Below are 19,770 nucleotides of genomic sequence, written 5' to 3'. Positions count from 1 at the left end.
TGATTATTTTAGAGGCTTTTTTATATCAATAAAATTATGAAATACAAACTAGAATCTGAATTTAAATCACTAGAACCTTTTGAAAAAGATCTACCTGATTTTGTTATTTTAACTGGTGTGAATGGAGTTGGGAAAACTCAAATTCTGCAGGCTTTAACTCAAACTGGAAGTGGGTTAGCCAAAATCAGAGTAGATAATTTAGCTATTCCCACTCATAACATTCGATATATTGAATCAAAACAGCTAGCACCAAATGATCTTCCTGCTATAGGTAGGGGTTATCATGATGAATCCTATGAAATGGAATTACATGAGCAACTTTTTCCTGCGTATACAAACCTTATAAATTATAAAAACAACTTTAAGCATCTTCCTAAAACATATGAAATATTTATTGAATATATGAACCAAAATTATGGTCATATGCCAATTAGTACTAAAAAATATAGAGAGATTATTTCTTTTATTGAGGAAGATCCTAATAATCGACCTAATACATTTGAGTTTTTTAAGGATCACTTTCACAAAAACTACCATCCTGAAGTTAATGATCTTTTCACTCATAATTTTTCTCTAATATTTAAAAACTATCATAGTCGCCAAGAAAGAAATTTTTTTCATGAATACTTAAACATAACTAAAGGTGAAAAAATTTCATATTTAAGCTCTGAAGAATTTCTGTTGAAAAATGGTAATCCACCTTGGGAAAACATCAATAAAATTTTAATACAAGCACAAATGCCTTATCGATTTGAAGTACCATAAACCCATGATCCTGAAACAAACTATGAACCAAGATTCATAAAAATCAGTAATAAAGCTTCAGTGAAAATTTCTGATTTATCTTCAGGCGAAAAAATTCTTATCTCTTTAGCATTTGCTCTTTATAACAAAGAACATGCTAGCCAATTACCCAAAGTGCTTTTACTTGATGAAACGGATGCCTCACTTCATCCTTCTATGTCAAAACAATACTTAAGCATTCTCAAAAATGTCTTTGTCAGTGAATTAGGTATTAAAGTAATTGTTACAACTCATTCACCTAGCACTGTTGCCTTAGCAGAAGAACAAGATATTTTTGTAGTTGAAAATTCAGAACAGCGAATTAGAAAATGTAGCAAAGACGAAGCCTTATCAGTTTTGACAGCTGGTGTTCCATCTTTAAGTATCAATTATGAGAATCGAAAACAAGTTTTCGTAGAGAGTCCTTATGATGTCAAATATTACGATGCAATTTATAAAATTTTAAGTCCTTATTTAAATAAGGAGGTTTCACTAAATTTTATTTCTTCAGGGGACTCAAGAACAGATCAAAATGGTGATCCTGTTGCTAATTGCTCTCAGGTAAAACATATTACTCAGACTATGCGTAACCATGGCAATAAGAGTTGCTTCGGAATTATTGATTGGGATTTAACTAACCAAGAAACAGAAGAAGGAATTTTGGTAAATGCTTTCAGCCAACAGTACAGTATAGAGAACTGCTTACTGAACCCTTTGTTTATTGGATTATTGATATTAGCCTTAAAAACGGGCTCACAAGATGAAATAAGTCATCGTTATATTTCTTTAAACTACAATTCTGCCGAGTGCTTACAAGAAATTCATGATTGGATTCTCAATAAAATTGAGAGTCAATTTCAAATTCAGAATCAAAATAAAATATCTATTCAATTAATAAATGGAGTAACAATAGATACTCCGGAATGGTTTACACATCACCAAGGACATGAACTTGAATCAAAAATTCTAAACCAAATTTCCGAGCTAAATAAAGTAAGACAAAACAAAGAGGAAAAATTAAAATTGGAGATTATTAATAAGATTTTTGATGATTTTCCATTATTAGTACCTATCTATTTTAAAGACGCGTTTTCCAAAATCCAAACCTCATAAAAAACAGAAATCCCTGCATAATGCAGGGATTTTTTTTATGCGTCCAATACAGCAATTAGCCTTTCTTGACCAAATAATGAAATTCTTTATTACCGGCTTCATCCAACACTTCTTCTTGTAATAATAATTCATGGCCTAAATGGATGCAGAATTTTGGAATATCCCAAGACGTCGAATTATCCGTGGCAAACACTTCTACCACATCACCGGATTTTGATTTACGAATCGCTTGATGCAACATCATTACAGGTTCAGGACAACGTAGTCCTCGTGTATTCAGCTGAATAGTGGGAGTAACAAGCGGTTCAGACATTCTTAAACTCGGTATTAAAAAATCATCGCCATTTTAACATAAACTTAAATGCTGTCTTTTGCTTTCAAAGCCCAGATCCAAATGATAAAAAATGATGACTCATGCATTCATAAAATACAGCAATTTTATAGATAGACATCTATATTTTCTCGAGTATGATAAAATTTGTTTTTTTAGATATTAAGAGTCTTTAGGAAAGATCATGCACGAGGAATCAGGCCCGTCGTGGGGCATGCGTGGCTTACGTAAATGGTTAAGCACTGCACCCGAAACTCGCGACGAACTGCTAAAATTAGTACAAGATTCACGTCGTTTTTTAGAACCCGATACTGTTGCAATGCTTGAAGGCGTACTTGACCTTCCTGCAACAAAAGTCCGTGAGGTCATGACCCCACGTACATCGATGATTAGCCTGCAAGAAGATGATCAGCTACTCGACATCTTGCATACCCTTGTAGAGTCTGCGCATTCTCGCTTCCCGGTATTTTCGTCCGATCAACCCGATAACGTGGTTGGCATTTTATTGGCCAAGGATTTACTGCCCTTTTTGACTGAACAGAACACTAAAGTTGATATTCGTGCATTAATGCGCCAGCCGATCTTTGTCCCTGAAAGTGCCCGCTCTGATCAAGTCTTGCGTATGTTAAAAAATACCCAGACCCATATCGCCGTGGTCATTGATGAATATGGCACAACTTCTGGAGTGGTGACTTTAGAAGACATTTTAGAAGAAATTGTCGGTGAAATTGAAGACGAACATGATACGGTCGATGAAGAGGCTCAATACATCATTCCGGATAATGGCCCTCAAACCGCAAATACCTGGCTCGTTCAAGCACTTACACCAATTGAACATTTTAACAATGTTTTAGATGCTGAATTTTCTGATGATGAAGTAGAAACTGTCGGCGGTTTATTGCTTCAAGAAATTGGTTTAGTCAGCGATTTACAAGGTCAAATTATTGAGCTTGAAAATTGGGAATTCACCATTGTAGAAGCAGATGCACGTACTATTCATCTGATTCGAGCTGTCCGTAAATGAGAACATACTTTGATAAGCTGCTAAATTCATCCCAACAAAAAAATCAGCTCCCGTTTATTTATCCCTTTTTAATTTCGTTATTTTCAGGTGCCATGTTCAGTTTTGCACTGGCACCTTATTATTACTGGTGGCTTGCACTGCTGTCCCCGGCCTTACTTTATGCTTCCTTGCGTAAACGCTCTGCCCGACAAGCTTTTGGCATTGGTTGGGCATATGGCTTTGGTTTATGGTTTGTCGGCGCATTTTGGCTATATACTTCCATCCATGTCTATGGTGATACCAGTGCCTTTTTAAGTGTACTGATGATTGCTTTTATGGCCTTGGTGATGGGTTTATTTACCGCCCTGCAAACTTGGATTTACCGTCGATTCTTCCCGGAAACCCCCCTCACCTTTGCACCACTTTGGGTGTTGTTTGAGTGGACAAAAACTTGGGTATTTACCGGTTTTCCCTGGTTATTTGTCGGTTATGCCTTCACGGAACGCTTTCTAGATGGCTATGCACCCTTATTTGGGATCTTTGGTGTATCGTTTGTGGTGATCATGCTGGCCTGTGCGCTGGTTGAAATTCTGAATAGACGTGTATTTTGGATCATCCCTTCCGCGATCTTACTGCTCGGGGCTTGGGGAGCTTCATATCTCAACTTTGTTGAAAAGAAAGATGAGAAGCCACTTTCAGTTTCCCTGATTCAAGGCAATATTCCACAAGACCTGAAATGGCTGACAGAATACCAATTCAAAACATTGATGATCTATGCCAATTTAAGTCGTACTGAATGGGGCCGTGACCTGATTGTCTGGCCGGAATCCTCCATTCCAATGTTCCAAACCGATATTGAACCTTTCTTGGATGCCATGAAAGTTCAGGCAGAAAAATCTGGAACGGCATGGGTCACAGGTCTTCCTTATTGGGATTTGAAAGAATCTAAATCTGAAGGCATGCCAATGTACTACAACAGTATCATGGCGACAGGTGATGAGACGGATGGTCTATATAAAAAGCAGCGTCTAGTTCCGTTTGGTGAATATATCCCTTTATCTGGCTGGCTCAGCTGGGTGTTGCCTGCATTACAAAATGACCCGTCGATGAGTGGTTTTTCTCGTGGTGCAAGTGATCAAAAACCATTGAATGTGAAAAATCATGCACTGGGTGCTGCTATTTGTTATGAAGTGGCTTATCCCAATTTGACCCGTCGTAATGCCAGTCAAAGCGATTATTTGGTGACCGTATCTAATGACGCTTGGTTTACCGGAACTGCCGGACCTTGGCAACATTTACAAATGGTACAAATGCGTGCCAAAGAAAATGGCCGCTGGTTTATTCGTGCTACCAATACCGGTGTGACTGCATTTATTGATCATAATGGTCATATTGTGAAACAGGCACCTATTAATCAAACAACAATCCTTCGGGGTGATGTTCCAGCAATGCAAGGTGAAACCTTATATATGCGTCTCAGTGACTGGCCGATTCTTGGTTTCTCGTTATTGTTGTTGATTCTGGGCTGGATTTATCGTCCACGTAAGGTTGATGTGTCGTTTAAGTCACGGCGTTAAATTTTATAGATTCTCTCTCCTGAACGAGCTTAAAAGCATGGCTGTTAAAGCGAAGTTTCAAGCAAACGATTAGAGAGAGTTTCTTGAAATATCCCTCTCTCCTCAATCCTCTACCTTTGGCAGAGGAAGCGCCTCCCTTTAAAAACGGGAGGTGGGGAAAGATTAAATCATGCATCTACTTAATAAAACAAAAAACTGAGGTCAATGCCTCGGTTTTTTGTTTTAACTGAATTTATAACTGGGTGACTAAATAAGACATCATTACGGTTAAAAATAGCATGGGGATATAACGGTAAACATTCACTACCCTTTGTTCTAAGGCTGAAATTTGTTGTTGTTTTACGCTTAATACAGTCGCTTTTAATGCAGACCAAAAGCACAGTACACATAATGCGCTGAAAAAACTGATTGCAAAGAAGCCTACCATAATCTGGCTACTTCCTTCCGTAGCATTCCATAAAGTTAAACTGCTCTGACTCATCGGAAGTAAGCTCAAAATTAAAAGAACAGATTTGAGCATTGCTGCATGAAATTGGTTAATTTCATCCGATATGATTAATGCTTTCATTCTATCCTCCCGATGCAAAATCCTTGCCATTCAGAACATTATGCAAGCTTTTGAATAAATGAAAAGTCTATTTTTATTCACCTACCCGCATTATTGTAACCATCAAATATGGTAATAATTCTTATTATAAATATCAAACCGGGATTATTATTAAAATGTGTTAAAAATCAATATCTTATTATCTATTCTATAATTAAGATTTATTATCACTTCACTTAGTATTGAACAGTCAAATTAAGTGAAGTGATATATTCTATTCATTCAAAATAAATAATAGATTTCAGTTAAGGCTGGTAATAAATATCGGCATTTGTCCCTTCACCGCCTTCTTTGCCATCTGCGCCAAAGGAATATAAATCGAATGCACGGCCTTCAGCACCTGGAATCACATACTGGATATCATTTTCCCAACTGTCTTTCGGATAGCCACCTTTGACATAACCGCCCTGCATCCAGTTTTTTGCAGAAGCAGGCTGATTCACCAGTGCATCTAAACCGCCATCTTGCATAGAAGGATATTTACCATTATCCAGCTTGTATTGATCCAAAGCTCCAGCAACACCTTTTAAGGTAATGGCAGAAGTATCGACTTTGGCTTTTTCACCACGACCCATTACATTCGGAACGATCAGCGCAGCCAAAACGCCTAAAATTACAATGACCACCATCACTTCAATCAAGGTAAAACCTGATTGCTTGGCTTGATATATTTTTCCTTGCATATCACTCTCTCGCAAAATCATTATCTTTATAAAATGGGTTAAATCATATTATTCATATTTACAATTGGCAGCATCACCGCAATCACAATCACCAAGACAATACTGGCCATTAACACCAACATTAACGGTTCAAGTAAAGCCAGGAGTGTTGAAATGAGGGTAGTGACCTCTCGATCCTGCATAATTGAAGCACGCTCCAGCATACGATCCAGCTCGCCCGAGGCTTCACCACTTCTGATCATTTGTACCATCATCGGTGGAAAATAACCACTGCGCTCCAGTTGGGTTGCAAGGTTGCCTCCTTCGGTGACTTTTTCGGCAGCCAAATTGACTGAATCCCGAATCACCCAGTTATTGCTCACCGCTGCACCAATTTTCAGTGCATCTACTAAAGGCACGCCGGACTGCGTTAAAATCGACAAGGTACTGGCAAAGCGTGCTGCATTTATACCACGGGATAATTTACCCAATAATGGCAACTTGAGTGTTAAACGATCAAATGCATAATGTCCGGCAGAAGTTCTTAAAAAGCGAAATAAAGCAGAAAAACCCACTACACTGGCGATCAGCAAAAATGGCCAAGCCACACGAATAAAATCGCTAGTTTTCATCAGCGCGACCGTAATCCAGGGCAATGCATCTTTATTTTGATCAAAGGTTTTTACAATATCGGGCACCACATAAGTCATCAGGCCCATCACAATTGAAAAGGACATCAGCATTAAGATAATTGGATAAATCATCGCGCCCTGCACTTTCTTTTGCATGGCAAAACGGTTTTCGGTGTAATCTGACAACTGGTCCAGAATTAAATCGAGATGACCCGAGCGCTCACCTGCTGCGATGGTGGCGATATATAAATCCGGTAAACGCCCTGCTTGCTGCAAGGCATTGGCCAGTGAATGCCCTTCCATGACCTTTGAGCGCACCGACATCAACAAATTTTGTACATGAGCTTTTTCACTTTGCTTGCCCACTGCACGCAGCGCTTCTTCTAAAGGAATCCCTGCTGCAACCAAAACTGAAAGTTGACGGGTAAACAAGGCCAAATCATAAGCAGTGAGTTTTTTCTGAAACCAGCGGGTAGAATTATGCTTATCTTTTTGCTCAACAGGATCGACAGTCACAGGAATGAGCTCTTTGTCTCTTAACTGTTGACGAATCTGACGTGCTGAATCGCCTTCTAACACGCCTTTTTGCTGCTTCCCTGAAGCATCAATGGCAGTAAATTGATATGCAGGCATTGTGATGCTCTAATTTTCCAAAATTTGCTTCAGCGCTGTTGCGTCTGACCACCAAAATCATTCATATTCTTAGATATTCATGATTTGCTCACTCTACCATAACTCTATCTTGAGTACGACGAAATTTGATCAGGACGCTTTGACCCTAATTTATGCCAAATACACCCTCGACTTCATCCGACATTTATCGCATTCGTGTTGCAGTGCCTGTACATCTCTATGACTGCTTCGATTACTTACTCAGTGCTGAACAATACCAAAAAGCTGAAGTTGGGGCACGTGTTGCCGTGTCGTTTGGACGTCAGAATCTGGTGGGCATTATTGTTGAAAAATTAACAGCCGATACCCCGATTGATCCCTGTTTTAAACTTAAAGCCATTACCGAGTTACTCGATGATGAGGCAATTTTAGATTCGAAAAGCTTAAATTTACTTACTTGGTCAGCGCAATATTATCAGTTTCCCATGGGTGAAGTTTTTCAGAGTGCCTTGCCGACCTTCTTACGTCAGGGAAAACCCTATAATTTATTGGCACGCATGTGGAAAGTTTTGGATTTAGCGGCTGAGACTAAAGTGAAGCGCTCTGAAAAACAGCAAGAGGCCTATAAAATACTGAAATTGCATCCTCAGGGAACTACCGAAAATATTTTAAATTTGGCCGGGATTGAAACAGCGACGCTGAAAGCTTTAGAAAAAAAAGACATCATTGAATGTGTGTTAGAAAATCAGGATTTTAGTCCACAGCCGGTGACACTGGCGCAAATGCCGTTAACAGCGAATGAAGACCAAAAGAAAGCAGTACAACAGGTGCTTAAAGCACAGAGAAAATATCAGGCTTTTTTACTGGATGGTTTAACTGGTAGCGGTAAAACTGAAGTTTATTTGCAAATCATGCAAGAGGTACTAAAACAAGGCAAACAAGTCTTGGTTTTAGTGCCTGAAATTGGGCTTACTCCGCAAACCATTAGCCGTTTCCAGTCGCGTTTTCATGGCAATATTGTGCTGCTACATTCAGGACTCAATGATTCCAAACGCTTACAAGCCTGGCAGGCTGCACAAACCGGTAAAGCCTCGATTATTTTAGGCACACGTTCTGCGATTTACACTCCATTGCCAAATTTGGGTTTAATTATTTTAGATGAAGAACACGACCTTTCGTTTAAGCAGCAAGAAGGTTTCAGATATCACGCCCGTGATGTCGCAATGTATCGGGCACATTTAGAGAACTGTCCGATTATTTTGGGTTCAGCCACACCGAGCATTGAAAGTTATGCACTGGCTGACTCGGGGAAAATGACACGTTTAGAGCTGAATCAGCGTGCGGGGATCGCGCTGATGCCAAAGATTCATCTAATTGATCTGAAAATTGCGCAAAAGCAAAATGGCATTAGCCAAAACCTGATTGATGAAATTCAAAAACGGCTGGATAAAAAAGAACAGGTTTTGATCTTTTTAAACCGCCGTGGTTATGCACCGGTGCTGATTTGTGAAAGTTGTGCCTGGCAAGCCAAATGTCCGCATTGCGACGCCAACTTTACCGTACATCGCCAGCCTTATCAGCATTTGCATTGTCACCACTGTGGCACCATTCATCGCATGCCTGAGCATTGTCCGCAGTGCCAGCATACGGAACTGAAATCCATTGGCCTGGGCACAGCCAAAGTTGAAGAACACTTGCAACAGCTTTTTCCCAATTTCGATGTGATTCGCGTAGACCGGGATTCCACCAGCCGAGTCGGTAGCTGGCAAAAAATTTATGACAAGATTCAGAAAAGTGAACCGATTATTTTACTTGGCACACAAATGCTGGCCAAAGGACATCACTTTCCTTATGTCACCTTAGTGGCCATTTTGGATATTGACTCAGGCTTGCTCAGTGTCGATTTTCGTGCCACCGAACGTACCGCACAACTGATTATCCAGGTCGCAGGGCGTGCCGGACGGGGCGAACGCAAAGGTGAAGTATATTTACAAACTCTGAGACCCGACCATCCTCTACTCAACACTTTAATTGACAAAGACTACCGACATTTTGCCCAGCAGACCTTAAAAGAGCGTCAAGCAGCACTATTACCCCCTTTCCGGTATGCAGCACTGATTCGCTGTGAATCGAAAAGTCAGGAACAAAATCAGGAATTTTTACAGCAACATGCCCTAGCACTCAGACAGATTTCTGAAAACCTGATTGATATCTGGGGACCGATTCCTGCCCCAATGGAACGTAAAGCCGGACGCTATCAGGCACATATGGTGCTGTTATCACAAGATCGTGCCCGATTACACTTTTATATTCGTGCCTGGTGGCAAAATATGTTGCATCAAAAGCCCTCAACCATGAAACTTACACTGGATATAGACCCTCAGGAATTAAGCTAAGCCAAAGTTCGGCCTTTGCTTAAATTTTTTGAAATTAGAATAAATTCTAGGACAGACCGATGTCGCTACTGTTACAAATTACGATTTTCCTTGGTGCTTCCCTACTCTTGGTTCCCTTGGCCAAGCGCTTTGGAATTGCCACTGTGCTCGGCTATTTGTTTACCGGTATTTTACTTGGTCCCAGCGTCTTTAATATTGCCAGTGACCCGGAAGCGATTCAGGAACTGGCAGAATTTGGCGTCATTTTTTTGATGTTTATTATTGGGCTGGAGCTGCGTCCGCAACGACTGTGGGAGATGCGTAAATCCATTTTTTTGATGGGGAGTCTACAAGTCGGCATTACTGGCGTTATTCTTGCCAGCCTTATCTTTTTTGCCTTAAACCAAAGCCTTTCTGCCAGTTTTGTGATTGGCATGGCACTGGCACTTTCCTCTACCGCCTTTGTTCTGCAATTGCTTGCGGAAAAACAACAACTGAATACCACCTTCGGACAACAATCCTTTTCTATTCTACTGTTTCAGGATATTGCCGCGATTCCTCTATTGGCGATTATTCCGCTACTTGCAGGTACTGAATCGACCCATCATGGGGTTGCTTATTTTGCCGCCATTATTGCCACCTTTAGCGGTTTGTTTTTATTTAGCCGCTATCTGATGCGTCCGTTTTTTCGTTTTGTGGCAAAAAGTGGCGCACATGAACTAATTACTGCAGTGGGTCTGTTTATTGTCTTGGGCGTAGTTGTACTGATGGATGTACTGGGTATTAGTACAACATTAGGGGCTTTCTTAACCGGAGTGTTACTCGCTGACTCTGAATTCCGCCATGAACTTGAAGCCAGTATTGCGCCCTTTAAGGGACTATTACTGGGCCTGTTCTTTATGACGGTCGGCATGACCACCCAACTATCCCTGCTCGTCGATATGCCCTGGATGATTATTGGCGGTGCCTTCATTTTAATGTTGGTCAAAAGCGTTACGCTGACCGCAATTGCCCGTTATTTAAAATATTCATGGCGTAACAGCTTGCTGCTTGCGACCTGTTTATCTCAAGGGGGTGAATTTGCTTTTGTGGTGCTCAAAGTGGCGGGGAGTGAAAAAGTCATCACCCAAGCGATTCTTGAGCCTATAACCTTGATTGTTACACTTTCCATGGTGCTCACCCCGATGCTGTACTGGCTGATCAGCAGCTGGATTATTCCTTTAATTGATAAAGAAAAAGTTCCTGTCTATGATGAAATTCCAGATACGCATAACTCAATGATTATTGCCGGTTTTGGACGTTTTGGACAGATCATTGCCCGTATTGCCCATTTACAGCATCAATCCTTTACCGCAATTGACAGCAATTTAGAAAAAGTGGATTTCGTGCGAAAGTATGGCGGTAAGGTATACTATGGCGATGCCACCCAACCCGATATCTTGCGTTCGGCAGGAATTGAACAGGCCAAAGTTTTTGTGCTGGCGATTGATGATATTGAAGACTCGATGAATGTCGCGCGTCATATTCGTTTAAACTATCCTCACCTTAAACTTTTAGTACGGGCACGTGATCGTCATCATGTGCATTTACTGCGTGATTTAGGGGTAGTTAATATCTGGCGTGAAACTTATTTATCTTCATTGGGGATGGCCTACCGTGCCTTGCGCGAACTGGATATCAGTGAAGAAGATGCGAATAAAAGTATTGAATTGTTCCGTGATTACGATGAAAAACTATTGCTTCAGCAACAACGGATCTATACCGATGAACAAAAAATTTATGAAACACATCGTAATGCTTTAGCAGAGCTTGAACACTTATTTGAAAGTGATGCCCAGATTCGTCAAGAACCGACTGGCGTCAATTTGCAACGTGGCTTAGCACATCAGCGTATTGATGTCACAAGAGATGATCGTAACTAGCTTGTGTTTTACAATGTAGACACCATTAACACCGGCTATTGGAGAAATTTATGTCTGAATTACGTCAACGCTTTTATATTGAAAATTGCCCGATTCGGGGTGAAGTGGTGCATCTCGAAAAAGTTTTGCAAACCATTCTGGCCCAACGCGACTATCCGCAAGCGCTTCAAATCCTTTTGGGTGAAATGCTCAGTGCTACTGCCCTACTGGCCAGCACCCTTAAAATTAAAGGGCGTATTAGCCTGCAAATTCAGGCAGCGGGCACATTTAAATGGGCGATGGCGGAATGCAACCATTTAGGTGAATTACGGGCTTCCGCTGACTACGAAGAAGATCCGCGCTTTTTTCAGGCACAAGACAGTAGTACGGTTTTCAAAGCGTTGGTCAGCCCGGTGCTGTTTATTAATATTGAACCTGAATTTGGTGAACGCTATCAGGGTATTGTGCCTATCGAACATGACACTTTAGCCGGTTGTTTGATGCAGTATTATGATTTATCTGCACAAATTCCGACAAAAATTCGCTTGGCCAGTACTGCACAGCATTCTGGCGGTTTACTGATTCAGCTGTTACCGCGAATTAGTGAGGAAGAACAGCAACTTGTTGATGACGATCTCTGGCCACGCCTGACCATTTTGACTGACACATTAAAACCAGAAGAACTGACTGATCTCGAAGCTAAAGAAATTCTTTATCGTTTATATAACGAAGAGGATGTGCGCTTACCAGAAGTGGAAAAGTTAAGCTTTGGTTGTACCTGTTCCAAAGAGCGCTGTGCCAATGCACTCATTCAAATTGGAGTGGAAGCAGTACAGGAAACCTTGGATTTTCAAAACCCAATTACCATGGACTGCCAATTCTGTAGTACACGCTACACCTTTACTGCAGAAGAAGCTCTGGGCTTATTTGGCCAACATCTGAGCTAAATTGGCTTCAAACGCTAAAACAAGAGTGGCAATTTAGCTGCTCTTTTTTAATCCGAAATTTAACTTTCCTCCTGTGTGTTTGCTTATTTAAATGATTGGTCTCCCCTATCCTTTCAGGCTATAAGCAAAATCCTAAAATAAAGAAAAATTTATTAATGCTCATGTTATAGACCTGATTTTCAGATTAGGTGTAGCAAGATAGCAATACGCTGCGCGGGCACAACTGGACAATCATGTGAAATAGTTAATTTTCATGGATCTAAGATGGCTCAGCTGTCGGTCGAAATATCATTTGAGTCAAAAATTAATCCTTTTAAAAGTCTGGTTTTTGGCTTTTTTAATATCCACATATTAAAAAGAATAAATTAATAACCATAATTCATTGTTTATGTGAGGTTTTTGGCTTTTTATTTGTTTGATTTTTCAATAAATTATCGCTATAAATTAGGCGCTTTACTCTAAAGTTAAAAAACATTTCAAGGGGGATATATTAATGAAGAATTTATATAAAGGTCTATTTGCAGGGGTAATACTTGCCACACTTTCCTCATTTAGTTTTGCTGATAGCACAAATGATCCTTTGATCGGCAAATGGAAAACCATTGATGATCGCACTGGTTATTCGCGTGCCGATGTTGAAATCAGTAAAAAGCCGGATGGTACTTATGAAGGCATTATTGTCGCGACCCGCAATGTTCCAGGGTCAGAAAAAATGGGGATCTGCTCCAATTGTCCGGGCAACTTAAAAGATAAACCCTTTCTCGGCTTACCTTTTATCTGGGGTTTTAAACAAAATCCGGATAACCCACGTGAATTTAATCATGGTCGAGTGCTTGATCCTATTGGTGGTAAAATTTACAAAGGTAAGGCACGTATAAGTGCAAATGGCAAGCATTTAAATCTTCGTGGCTATGTGGGCGTTTCAGTGATTGGTCGCAGTGTAACTTGGGTTAAATACTGATTTTATTAAATATTTTTCTAGGCTCCTAACAAGGAGCCTTTTTTGTCATGATTTGAAACAATAAGGTACAGATCTACACTATTTCAATTTCATGAAAGGTTCAATAATGATTAAAACCTAACCAATTTTAGCTTCTTATTTTTATGCCTAAAAATCATTATGAAGTTCTTGGCATTACACGTAATGCCACACCAGATCAAATAAAGAAAGCCTATCGAAAATTGGCTCGAAAATTCCATCCCGATGTCAGTAAAGAAGCGGATGCGGAAGAGAAGATGCAAGGCATTAATGTTGCCTATGACACTTTAAGCAATGAAGAGAAAAAAGCTGAATATGATTTTCAGCTTGATCATCCGGAAGCTTTTCAACAATCGGGGGCACAGACAGGAACCGGTGGTTTTGATAATGCACACTTCTACCGCCAAGGATTTAACCAGCAAGACCATTCAGACTTTAGTGGCTTTGAAGATCTTTTTGGACGTTTCGGTTCGGGCTTTGGTGGAGGAAACTATCAATATCAAAATCAACAAAGACAACAGCAGCGTAGTTATCACGGTGAAGACCAACACGCCAGCATCGAAGTTGATGTGGCGATTGCATACCACGGCTCAACTCAACAGCTTAGCTTGCAAATTCCGACTTTAAATGCTTTTGGTGAAGCTGAAGTTCAGCGCAAAATATTACAGGTCAAAATTCCTAAAGGGATGAAAGAAGGCCAAAGCATCCGTCTTTCCGGACAAGGTCAAACGGGAATCAATGGCGGGAAAAATGGTGATCTTTATATTGAAATTCATTATAAAGATACTGAAAAAATTAGAGTTGAAGGTGCAGATATTTACTACACCATCAATGTTGCGCCATGGGAAGCAGCCCTAGGCCAAAGTATTGAAATTTCAACACCTGAAGGAACAAAGGTGCAAGTAAATCTGCCTAAAAATGCCAAGACAGGTCAGCAACTTCGGCTAAAAGACAAAGGGATACCCAGCAAAGTACCCGGTCATTTATTCCTGGTTTTAAATATCGTGTATCCAGCTGCGCAAACTGAACATGAACAGCAGGCTTATCAAGCTTTTGCAGAAGCTTTTTCAGCATTTAAGCCTCGTAATGCTTAAGGAGACAATCATGACCACTATTCATTATCGTGAAGTTGTATGTGATGGGTTTAATCATGCCGAAATCATTGATGAACACCATAGTTTTGATTTAAAGCATTTTGCTGATGCGTGTGGACAAAGTCCGGAATGGGTTTTACAACTGCTTGAATACGATATTTTAGATACTCGCCCAGAAGAACGGATTCACCAGTTCTTTGGGGATGATGTGTCTCGTGCACGCCGGGCTTACCGTTTACAACGCGACTTTGATGCGAGTCTTTCCGCGGTGGCGATGATGCTGGATTTAATTGATGAAGTTCAACAATTACGCAAGCAAGTTAGACACATGAATGTAAAAGACTCTTGATGGAGTTTTTGAAACTGAAGCGTACTGCTGTATAGGGGCAAGTACATGGTTGTTATTTTTATCCTTAAACCAACTTTTTTTGTGAGAATAATCTAGGCTTATGAAAACCAAAGAATGCAATAAAAAAGTGAAAAAGATGTTTCCAGAACATCAGGAACTCATCCATAAACTGCGTCATGATGATCCTCATTTTGCAAAAATATTTGAGAATCATCAGGAACTGGATAAAGAAATTGCTCAACTTGAACTCAATCCGGTTCATTTGATCAATGATGATATTGAGTCAATGAAGCGCAAAAAACTTAAAATAAAAGACGAGATCTATAAAATACTGACGCGAACTGCTCAAGTGGCTGATCCTTATTAATTTTTAATATTAATAAGAAAAGACAGATCATTCCACTTAGCTGATTTTAAGTTTAAAGCACCTTATCGGGTTGTACTTAAAAACAGGATTTCTTTTTATCAACAGCGATTTATAAAAAAGCAAATCCCTATTTTAACTTGGTCAGCTTTTCAACTTCTTTTATGGTTTCCTGAACAGATTGCTTAATCGGCCCATAGTCCAGAAACCAGAATAGATTCACGTGTTGATCTTTATGTTGTTGTGCCAATAAATCAATCACGCTCTTTTCCCCTCGCCCCACCAAGTGTCTGCGATAAAAATAATAAACCAGCAACACAGTGGTGATGAACATGACGATCAACATACTCCAAAACCCGGTTGGAGATTTTAAACCTGGAATAAACTCAAAGTTCATTCCATAAACCCCGGTCAATAAAGTCAGCGGTGCAAAAATGGCGGTAATAATGGCCAAAATGCGCATATTTTCATTGGTTTGATTGGCAATGGCCGAAAAATGCAAATCAATTGCTGCTTGAATGGAAGCACGAAGGCGCACCGTATGTTTTTGAATTCTTTCCACATGGCTGACCAGATCATTCATACGTACCAACATAATATCTTGTCGTTCGGTCTTTTTCTTGCCTTTTAAGTGAGGGTAATTATCGACAATTTCATCTCTTAATTCTTGTAAAGCATCAATTTGTTCTTCACAAAGATTTTCTACTTGCTGAAAAGACATACTTTCTTGTAACAACTGATTCCACTTCGCGAACCGGCGATGACCTTGCAGTAATTCCTGCTGCCAAAACTCAACCCGCCGGGTCAGAGGCACACGTAAGTCTAGATAACCATCCACCATACTGTTTATTAAGCGTAAAGATAAATCGAGCGGTGTAATCGGAAGTTTTCGTGACTTACTTTGTTCTTGAGTAGAACGGATAAAATTGGTTTCAATACGGGAAATATAATTTTCTATTGCTTTATTACCTTGCTCACGCACTGTAATCAGCACTTGAGGTGTCATGATAAAACTAATTGGTGTGGTGGCTAAACCAAAGGTGTTTTCATGCTGTTCAAGCGCCTGCTCACCCGTTTCTATGTCATCATCTGGGGTAATCAGTTTACGAAAAATAAGTAAATCATATTCATCCATGGTATCAAATGCGCAAGGATGTTCTAAATTGAGAATATCCCTGACATGAAATTCGTTTAAGCACACAGGTGTATGCTGATCTATTTCTTTTTGCCACGTCTCCGCACGATTGACCACATCAGCTCGAGTACAATCAATCCAGATAAATTCAATTTCAGCTTCAGTGTTTAGCTGTTTTTGTACAAAAATATGATGTTCTGTCGGATGTTGGTAGAAGTAATAAACCTGCATTAAAACAATTCTCTATTCAGTATTCTGCTTTTTTGTTGTTACTCGCTAGAAACTTGGGCAATTCAATCTATTGGCCTTAAAATTATGAGCTGAGCCGAAGACTTAAGCAATCAAATAACAGTTTATTTCTACATCTCAATCCAAGTTAAATCACCAAAAAAAAGCCCCGAGCCAGCCAAAGTAATCACTTTAACCCAGCTCAAGGCTTTTCATGTATTTTCATTCACATGAGCTAACCCATGTGAATATTCAAGACATTAAACTTGTTCGATGTCTTTCATTGTTAACTTGATACGACCACGGTTATCAACATCAGCAACTTGTACTTTAATTTCCTGACCTTCTGTCAATACGTCTGCAACATTGGCAATACGTTCGTTAGAAATTTGAGAAATATGAAGTAAACCGTCAGTACCTGGCATAATGTTTACAAACGCACCGAATTCAACGATACGAATCACTTTACCCATGTAAATTGTACCTGGTTCGATTTCAGCAGTAAGCGCCTGGATTTTAGCAACCGCAGCAGCTGCAGCCGCTTTAGTTTCACCAAATACGCGAACTGTACCGTTATCTTCGATATCAATCGCTGCTTTAGTTTCTTCAGTGATTGCACGAATAGTCGCGCCGCCTTTACCAATTACATCACGGATTTTGTCCGGATTGATGTTGATCACCTGGAATGTAGGCGCATGCATAGAAATTTCAGGACGAGCGCGTGAAATCACTTGGTTCATGGCGTTCAGGATATGCATACGACCCGCATAAGCCTGGTTTAATGCAGCTTCCATGATTTCTTCAGTGATACCTTCAATCTTGATATCCATTTGAAGCGCAGTAATACCGTTTGCAGAACCGGCTACTTTAAAGTCCATGTCACCCAAGTGATCTTCATCACCCAAGATGTCAGAAAGAACTGCGAAACGCTCGCCTTCTTTCACTAGACCCATTGCGATACCCGCAACTGGCGCTTTCAATGGAACACCTGCATCCATAAGTGATAATGAAGCACCACATACAGAAGCCATTGAAGATGAGCCATTCGATTCAGTGATGTCCGATACAATACGGATCACGTACGGGAAGCGGTCAGCTGGTGGAAGCACGGCTTGAACACCACGACGCGCCAAACGGCCATGGCCGATTTCACGACGTTTAGGACCAGATTCACGACCTGTTTCACCTACCGAGTATGCAGGGAAATTGTAATGCAACATGAAGTTGTCAGTTTTAGTCCCTGACAAAGTATCAACCATCAACGCATCACGCGTGTTACCCAAAGTCGTTGTTACCAACGCCTGAGTTTCGCCACGTGTGAATAATGCTGAACCGTGTGCACGGTCAAGAACACCCACCTGTACATCTAGCCCACGAACAGTTTTCGTGTCACGACCATCAATACGCGGTTTACCAGACAAGATGTTGTCACGAACGGTACGGTATTTAAGGTCTTCGAATAATTCGTTAACTTCGTCAGCAATACCCGTTTCGTCATTTTCTGGAACGAACTGTGCAACTGCTTCAGCATAAAGTGCATCAAGCGCCGCATAACGGTCTTGTTTAACTGCAATTGTGTATGCTTCAGAGATTTTCGCTTCGAATGCTTCTTTCAGTTTACCAAGAAGTTCTTCGTTCTTGGTTGGAGCAACCCAAGTAGATTCAACCGCGCCTGCTGCGGCGGCAAACTCTTTAATCGCTTGAATCGCGATTTGCATTTCGTCATGACCGAAAAGTACAGCACCCAGCATTTGGTCTTCTGAAAGCTCTTTCGCTTCAGATTCAACCATAAGCACTGCAGCTTCAGTACCTGCCACAACAAGATCAAGATCAGATTCTTTCAATTGTTCATGGTTCGGGTTAAGGATGTATTCGCCGTTGATTAGACCAACGCGCGCGCCCGCGATTGGACCACGGAATGGAACACCTGCAATTGACATTGCAGCTGAAGTACCGAGCATTGCAGCAATGTCAGCATCCATGGTTTTGTCAGACGAAATTACAGTAGCTGTTACTTGGATTTCGTTATAGAAACCTTCTGGGAACAACGGACGAATTGGACGGTCAATCAAACGTGAAATTAAAGTTTCAGCTTCAGACTGACGGCCTTCACGTTTACCATAACCACCTGGAATACGACCAGCAGCATATTGTTTTTCTTGATAATTAACAGTCAGCGGGAAAAAGTCCTGACCTGCTTTTGCTTTAGGCTGAGCTACGATTGCAACCAATACCGTTACGCCGCCCATAGTGATGACAACAGTGTTTGCTTGACGCGCAACACGGCCTGTTTCTAAAACAACCTGGTGCTGACCGTATTGGAATTCTTTACGAATAATATTAAACATCGACATGTTTTATTTTTCCTAGTTCTTGTGAACAACTATTCTAGTGGAGACCCCTAAGGTTTGGCATTCACATTACTCAACTGTAAGTATAAATGACAAAGCTTAGAAGCCGACCTCACCAGATTTTCAAAACACTAATTTAAGACACAAAGAAGGAGCGAAACAATCGCCCCTTCCCTTTACCTGGTTGGAGCCAGGTGGACTTTCTTTTTCAGTCTGACAGCATTCAAAATGCAATAGTCCGAAAAATAAGTTTAATCGAATTAACGACGTAAACCTAAAGCAGCGATCAAAGCGCTGTAACGAGTAGTGTCTTTACCTTTAAGGTAGTCAAGAAGCTTACGACGTTGGTTAACCATACGGATAAGACCGCGACGGCTATGGTGGTCGTGTTTGTGTTCTTTAAAGTGACCTTGCAAATCATTGATTTGTGCAGTCAACAAAGCTACTTGTACTTCAGGTGAACCAGTGTCGTTTTCAGCGCGAGCATATTTAGCAACGATCTCTGCGCGATCTGCGTTTGTTAAAGCCATTCGATTTCTCCGAGATGCTTAAAAAATTACATATGATAGGGATCAATTGATTACTCAATTGACTGCCGTGCATCACTACAGCAAGTGCGCTATTTTAAGGGAAAAGTCGGTTGATTGCAAAAATAGAAACGTGTTTTTATCTTTTTATTTCAATTCCTTGATTAGCTACAGTTTTTATTCTTCTATCTTTAAGTTTA

General features: G+C 40.5%; 18 protein-coding genes. 11 read left to right on the top strand and 7 right to left on the bottom strand.

Annotated features, from left to right (window positions below):
- The first annotated feature begins 36 nt into the window (after positions 1-36).
- Positions 37-765, top strand: a complete 729-nt coding sequence (locus tag AY606_RS16585; protein ID WP_249409224.1) for a hypothetical protein — start codon at positions 37-39, stop codon at positions 763-765.
- Between the two features lie 60 nt (positions 766-825).
- Positions 826-1,896: an AAA family ATPase gene (locus AY606_RS16580; protein ID WP_249409223.1), complete on the top strand. Its 1,071-nt coding sequence runs from the start codon at positions 826-828 to the stop codon at positions 1,894-1,896.
- A 55-nt stretch (positions 1,897-1,951) separates the two neighbouring features.
- On the opposite strand, the gene tusA is transcribed toward AY606_RS16580, so the two are convergent.
- Positions 1,952-2,209: a sulfurtransferase TusA gene (tusA, locus tag AY606_RS06110; protein ID WP_067866191.1), complete on the bottom strand. Its 258-nt coding sequence runs from the start codon at positions 2,207-2,209 to the stop codon at positions 1,952-1,954.
- A 202-nt stretch (positions 2,210-2,411) separates the two neighbouring features.
- On the opposite strand from tusA, the gene AY606_RS06105 reads away from it, so the two are divergent.
- A complete protein-coding gene (locus tag AY606_RS06105; RefSeq protein ID WP_067866189.1) occupies positions 2,412-3,251 on the top strand; it encodes a CorC family transporter in 840 nt (279 codons plus the stop codon).
- Entirely contained in the window at positions 3,248-4,807 is a 1,560-nt protein-coding gene (gene lnt / locus AY606_RS06100) for an apolipoprotein N-acyltransferase (protein ID WP_067866187.1), read from the top strand. The genes AY606_RS06105 and lnt overlap by 4 nt, the downstream gene beginning before the upstream one ends.
- Before the next feature lie 232 nt (positions 4,808-5,039).
- Here lnt and AY606_RS06095 read toward each other — a convergent pair whose 3' ends face one another.
- From AY606_RS06095 to gspF, 3 genes are all read right to left on the bottom strand, one after another.
- A complete protein-coding gene (locus AY606_RS06095; protein WP_067866185.1) occupies positions 5,040-5,375 on the bottom strand; it encodes a hypothetical protein in 336 nt (111 codons plus the stop codon).
- A gap of 284 nt (positions 5,376-5,659) precedes the next feature.
- Positions 5,660-6,097 carry a type II secretion system major pseudopilin GspG gene (gspG, locus tag AY606_RS06090; protein WP_067866614.1) on the bottom strand — a complete coding sequence of 146 codons (438 nt, stop codon included), beginning with the start codon at positions 6,095-6,097 and terminating at the stop codon, positions 5,660-5,662.
- A 38-nt stretch (positions 6,098-6,135) separates the two neighbouring features.
- Positions 6,136-7,341, bottom strand: coding sequence for a type II secretion system inner membrane protein GspF (gspF, locus tag AY606_RS06085; RefSeq protein ID WP_067866183.1), 1,206 nt, complete (start codon positions 7,339-7,341; stop codon positions 6,136-6,138).
- A gap of 152 nt (positions 7,342-7,493) precedes the next feature.
- Here gspF and AY606_RS06080 point away from each other — a divergent pair, with 152 nt between their 5' ends.
- The 7 genes from AY606_RS06080 to AY606_RS06050 all read left to right on the top strand — a co-directional run bounded on the left by AY606_RS06080 (position 7,494) and on the right by AY606_RS06050 (position 15,332).
- Positions 7,494-9,716: a primosomal protein N' gene (locus AY606_RS06080; RefSeq protein ID WP_067866181.1), complete on the top strand. Its 2,223-nt coding sequence runs from the start codon at positions 7,494-7,496 to the stop codon at positions 9,714-9,716.
- A 59-nt stretch (positions 9,717-9,775) separates the two neighbouring features.
- Entirely contained in the window at positions 9,776-11,617 is a 1,842-nt protein-coding gene (locus AY606_RS06075) for a monovalent cation:proton antiporter-2 (CPA2) family protein (protein WP_067866179.1), read from the top strand.
- 50 nt (positions 11,618-11,667) lie between these two features.
- On the top strand, positions 11,668-12,543 hold the full coding sequence (gene hslO, locus AY606_RS06070; protein ID WP_067866177.1) for an Hsp33 family molecular chaperone HslO: 876 nt from the start codon (positions 11,668-11,670) through the stop codon (positions 12,541-12,543).
- 493 nt (positions 12,544-13,036) lie between these two features.
- On the top strand, positions 13,037-13,504 hold the full coding sequence (locus tag AY606_RS06065) for a DUF2147 domain-containing protein (RefSeq protein WP_067866175.1): 468 nt from the start codon (positions 13,037-13,039) through the stop codon (positions 13,502-13,504).
- A gap of 143 nt (positions 13,505-13,647) precedes the next feature.
- Positions 13,648-14,616: a DnaJ C-terminal domain-containing protein gene (locus tag AY606_RS06060; protein WP_067866174.1), complete on the top strand. Its 969-nt coding sequence runs from the start codon at positions 13,648-13,650 to the stop codon at positions 14,614-14,616.
- A 10-nt stretch (positions 14,617-14,626) separates the two neighbouring features.
- Positions 14,627-14,965, top strand: a complete 339-nt coding sequence (locus AY606_RS06055) for a chaperone modulator CbpM (protein ID WP_067866172.1) — start codon at positions 14,627-14,629, stop codon at positions 14,963-14,965.
- A gap of 100 nt (positions 14,966-15,065) precedes the next feature.
- Entirely contained in the window at positions 15,066-15,332 is a 267-nt protein-coding gene (locus tag AY606_RS06050) for an HP1242/YdcH family protein (protein ID WP_067866170.1), read from the top strand.
- A 127-nt stretch (positions 15,333-15,459) separates the two neighbouring features.
- On the opposite strand, the gene AY606_RS06045 is transcribed toward AY606_RS06050, so the two are convergent.
- From AY606_RS06045 to rpsO, 3 genes are all read right to left on the bottom strand, one after another.
- Positions 15,460-16,695, bottom strand: coding sequence for a magnesium transporter CorA family protein (locus tag AY606_RS06045; protein ID WP_067866168.1), 1,236 nt, complete (start codon positions 16,693-16,695; stop codon positions 15,460-15,462).
- A gap of 257 nt (positions 16,696-16,952) precedes the next feature.
- Positions 16,953-19,040: a polyribonucleotide nucleotidyltransferase gene (gene pnp, locus AY606_RS06040; RefSeq protein WP_171255369.1), complete on the bottom strand. Its 2,088-nt coding sequence runs from the start codon at positions 19,038-19,040 to the stop codon at positions 16,953-16,955.
- 263 nt (positions 19,041-19,303) lie between these two features.
- A complete protein-coding gene (gene rpsO / locus AY606_RS06035; protein WP_067722305.1) occupies positions 19,304-19,573 on the bottom strand; it encodes a 30S ribosomal protein S15 in 270 nt (89 codons plus the stop codon).
- Positions 19,574-19,770 lie beyond the last annotated feature (197 nt).

Source organism: Acinetobacter sp. SFB, assembly GCF_001647545.1.
Classification (GTDB): domain Bacteria; phylum Pseudomonadota; class Gammaproteobacteria; order Pseudomonadales; family Moraxellaceae; genus Acinetobacter.
This window is presented reverse-complemented; position numbering and strand designations above follow the sequence as displayed.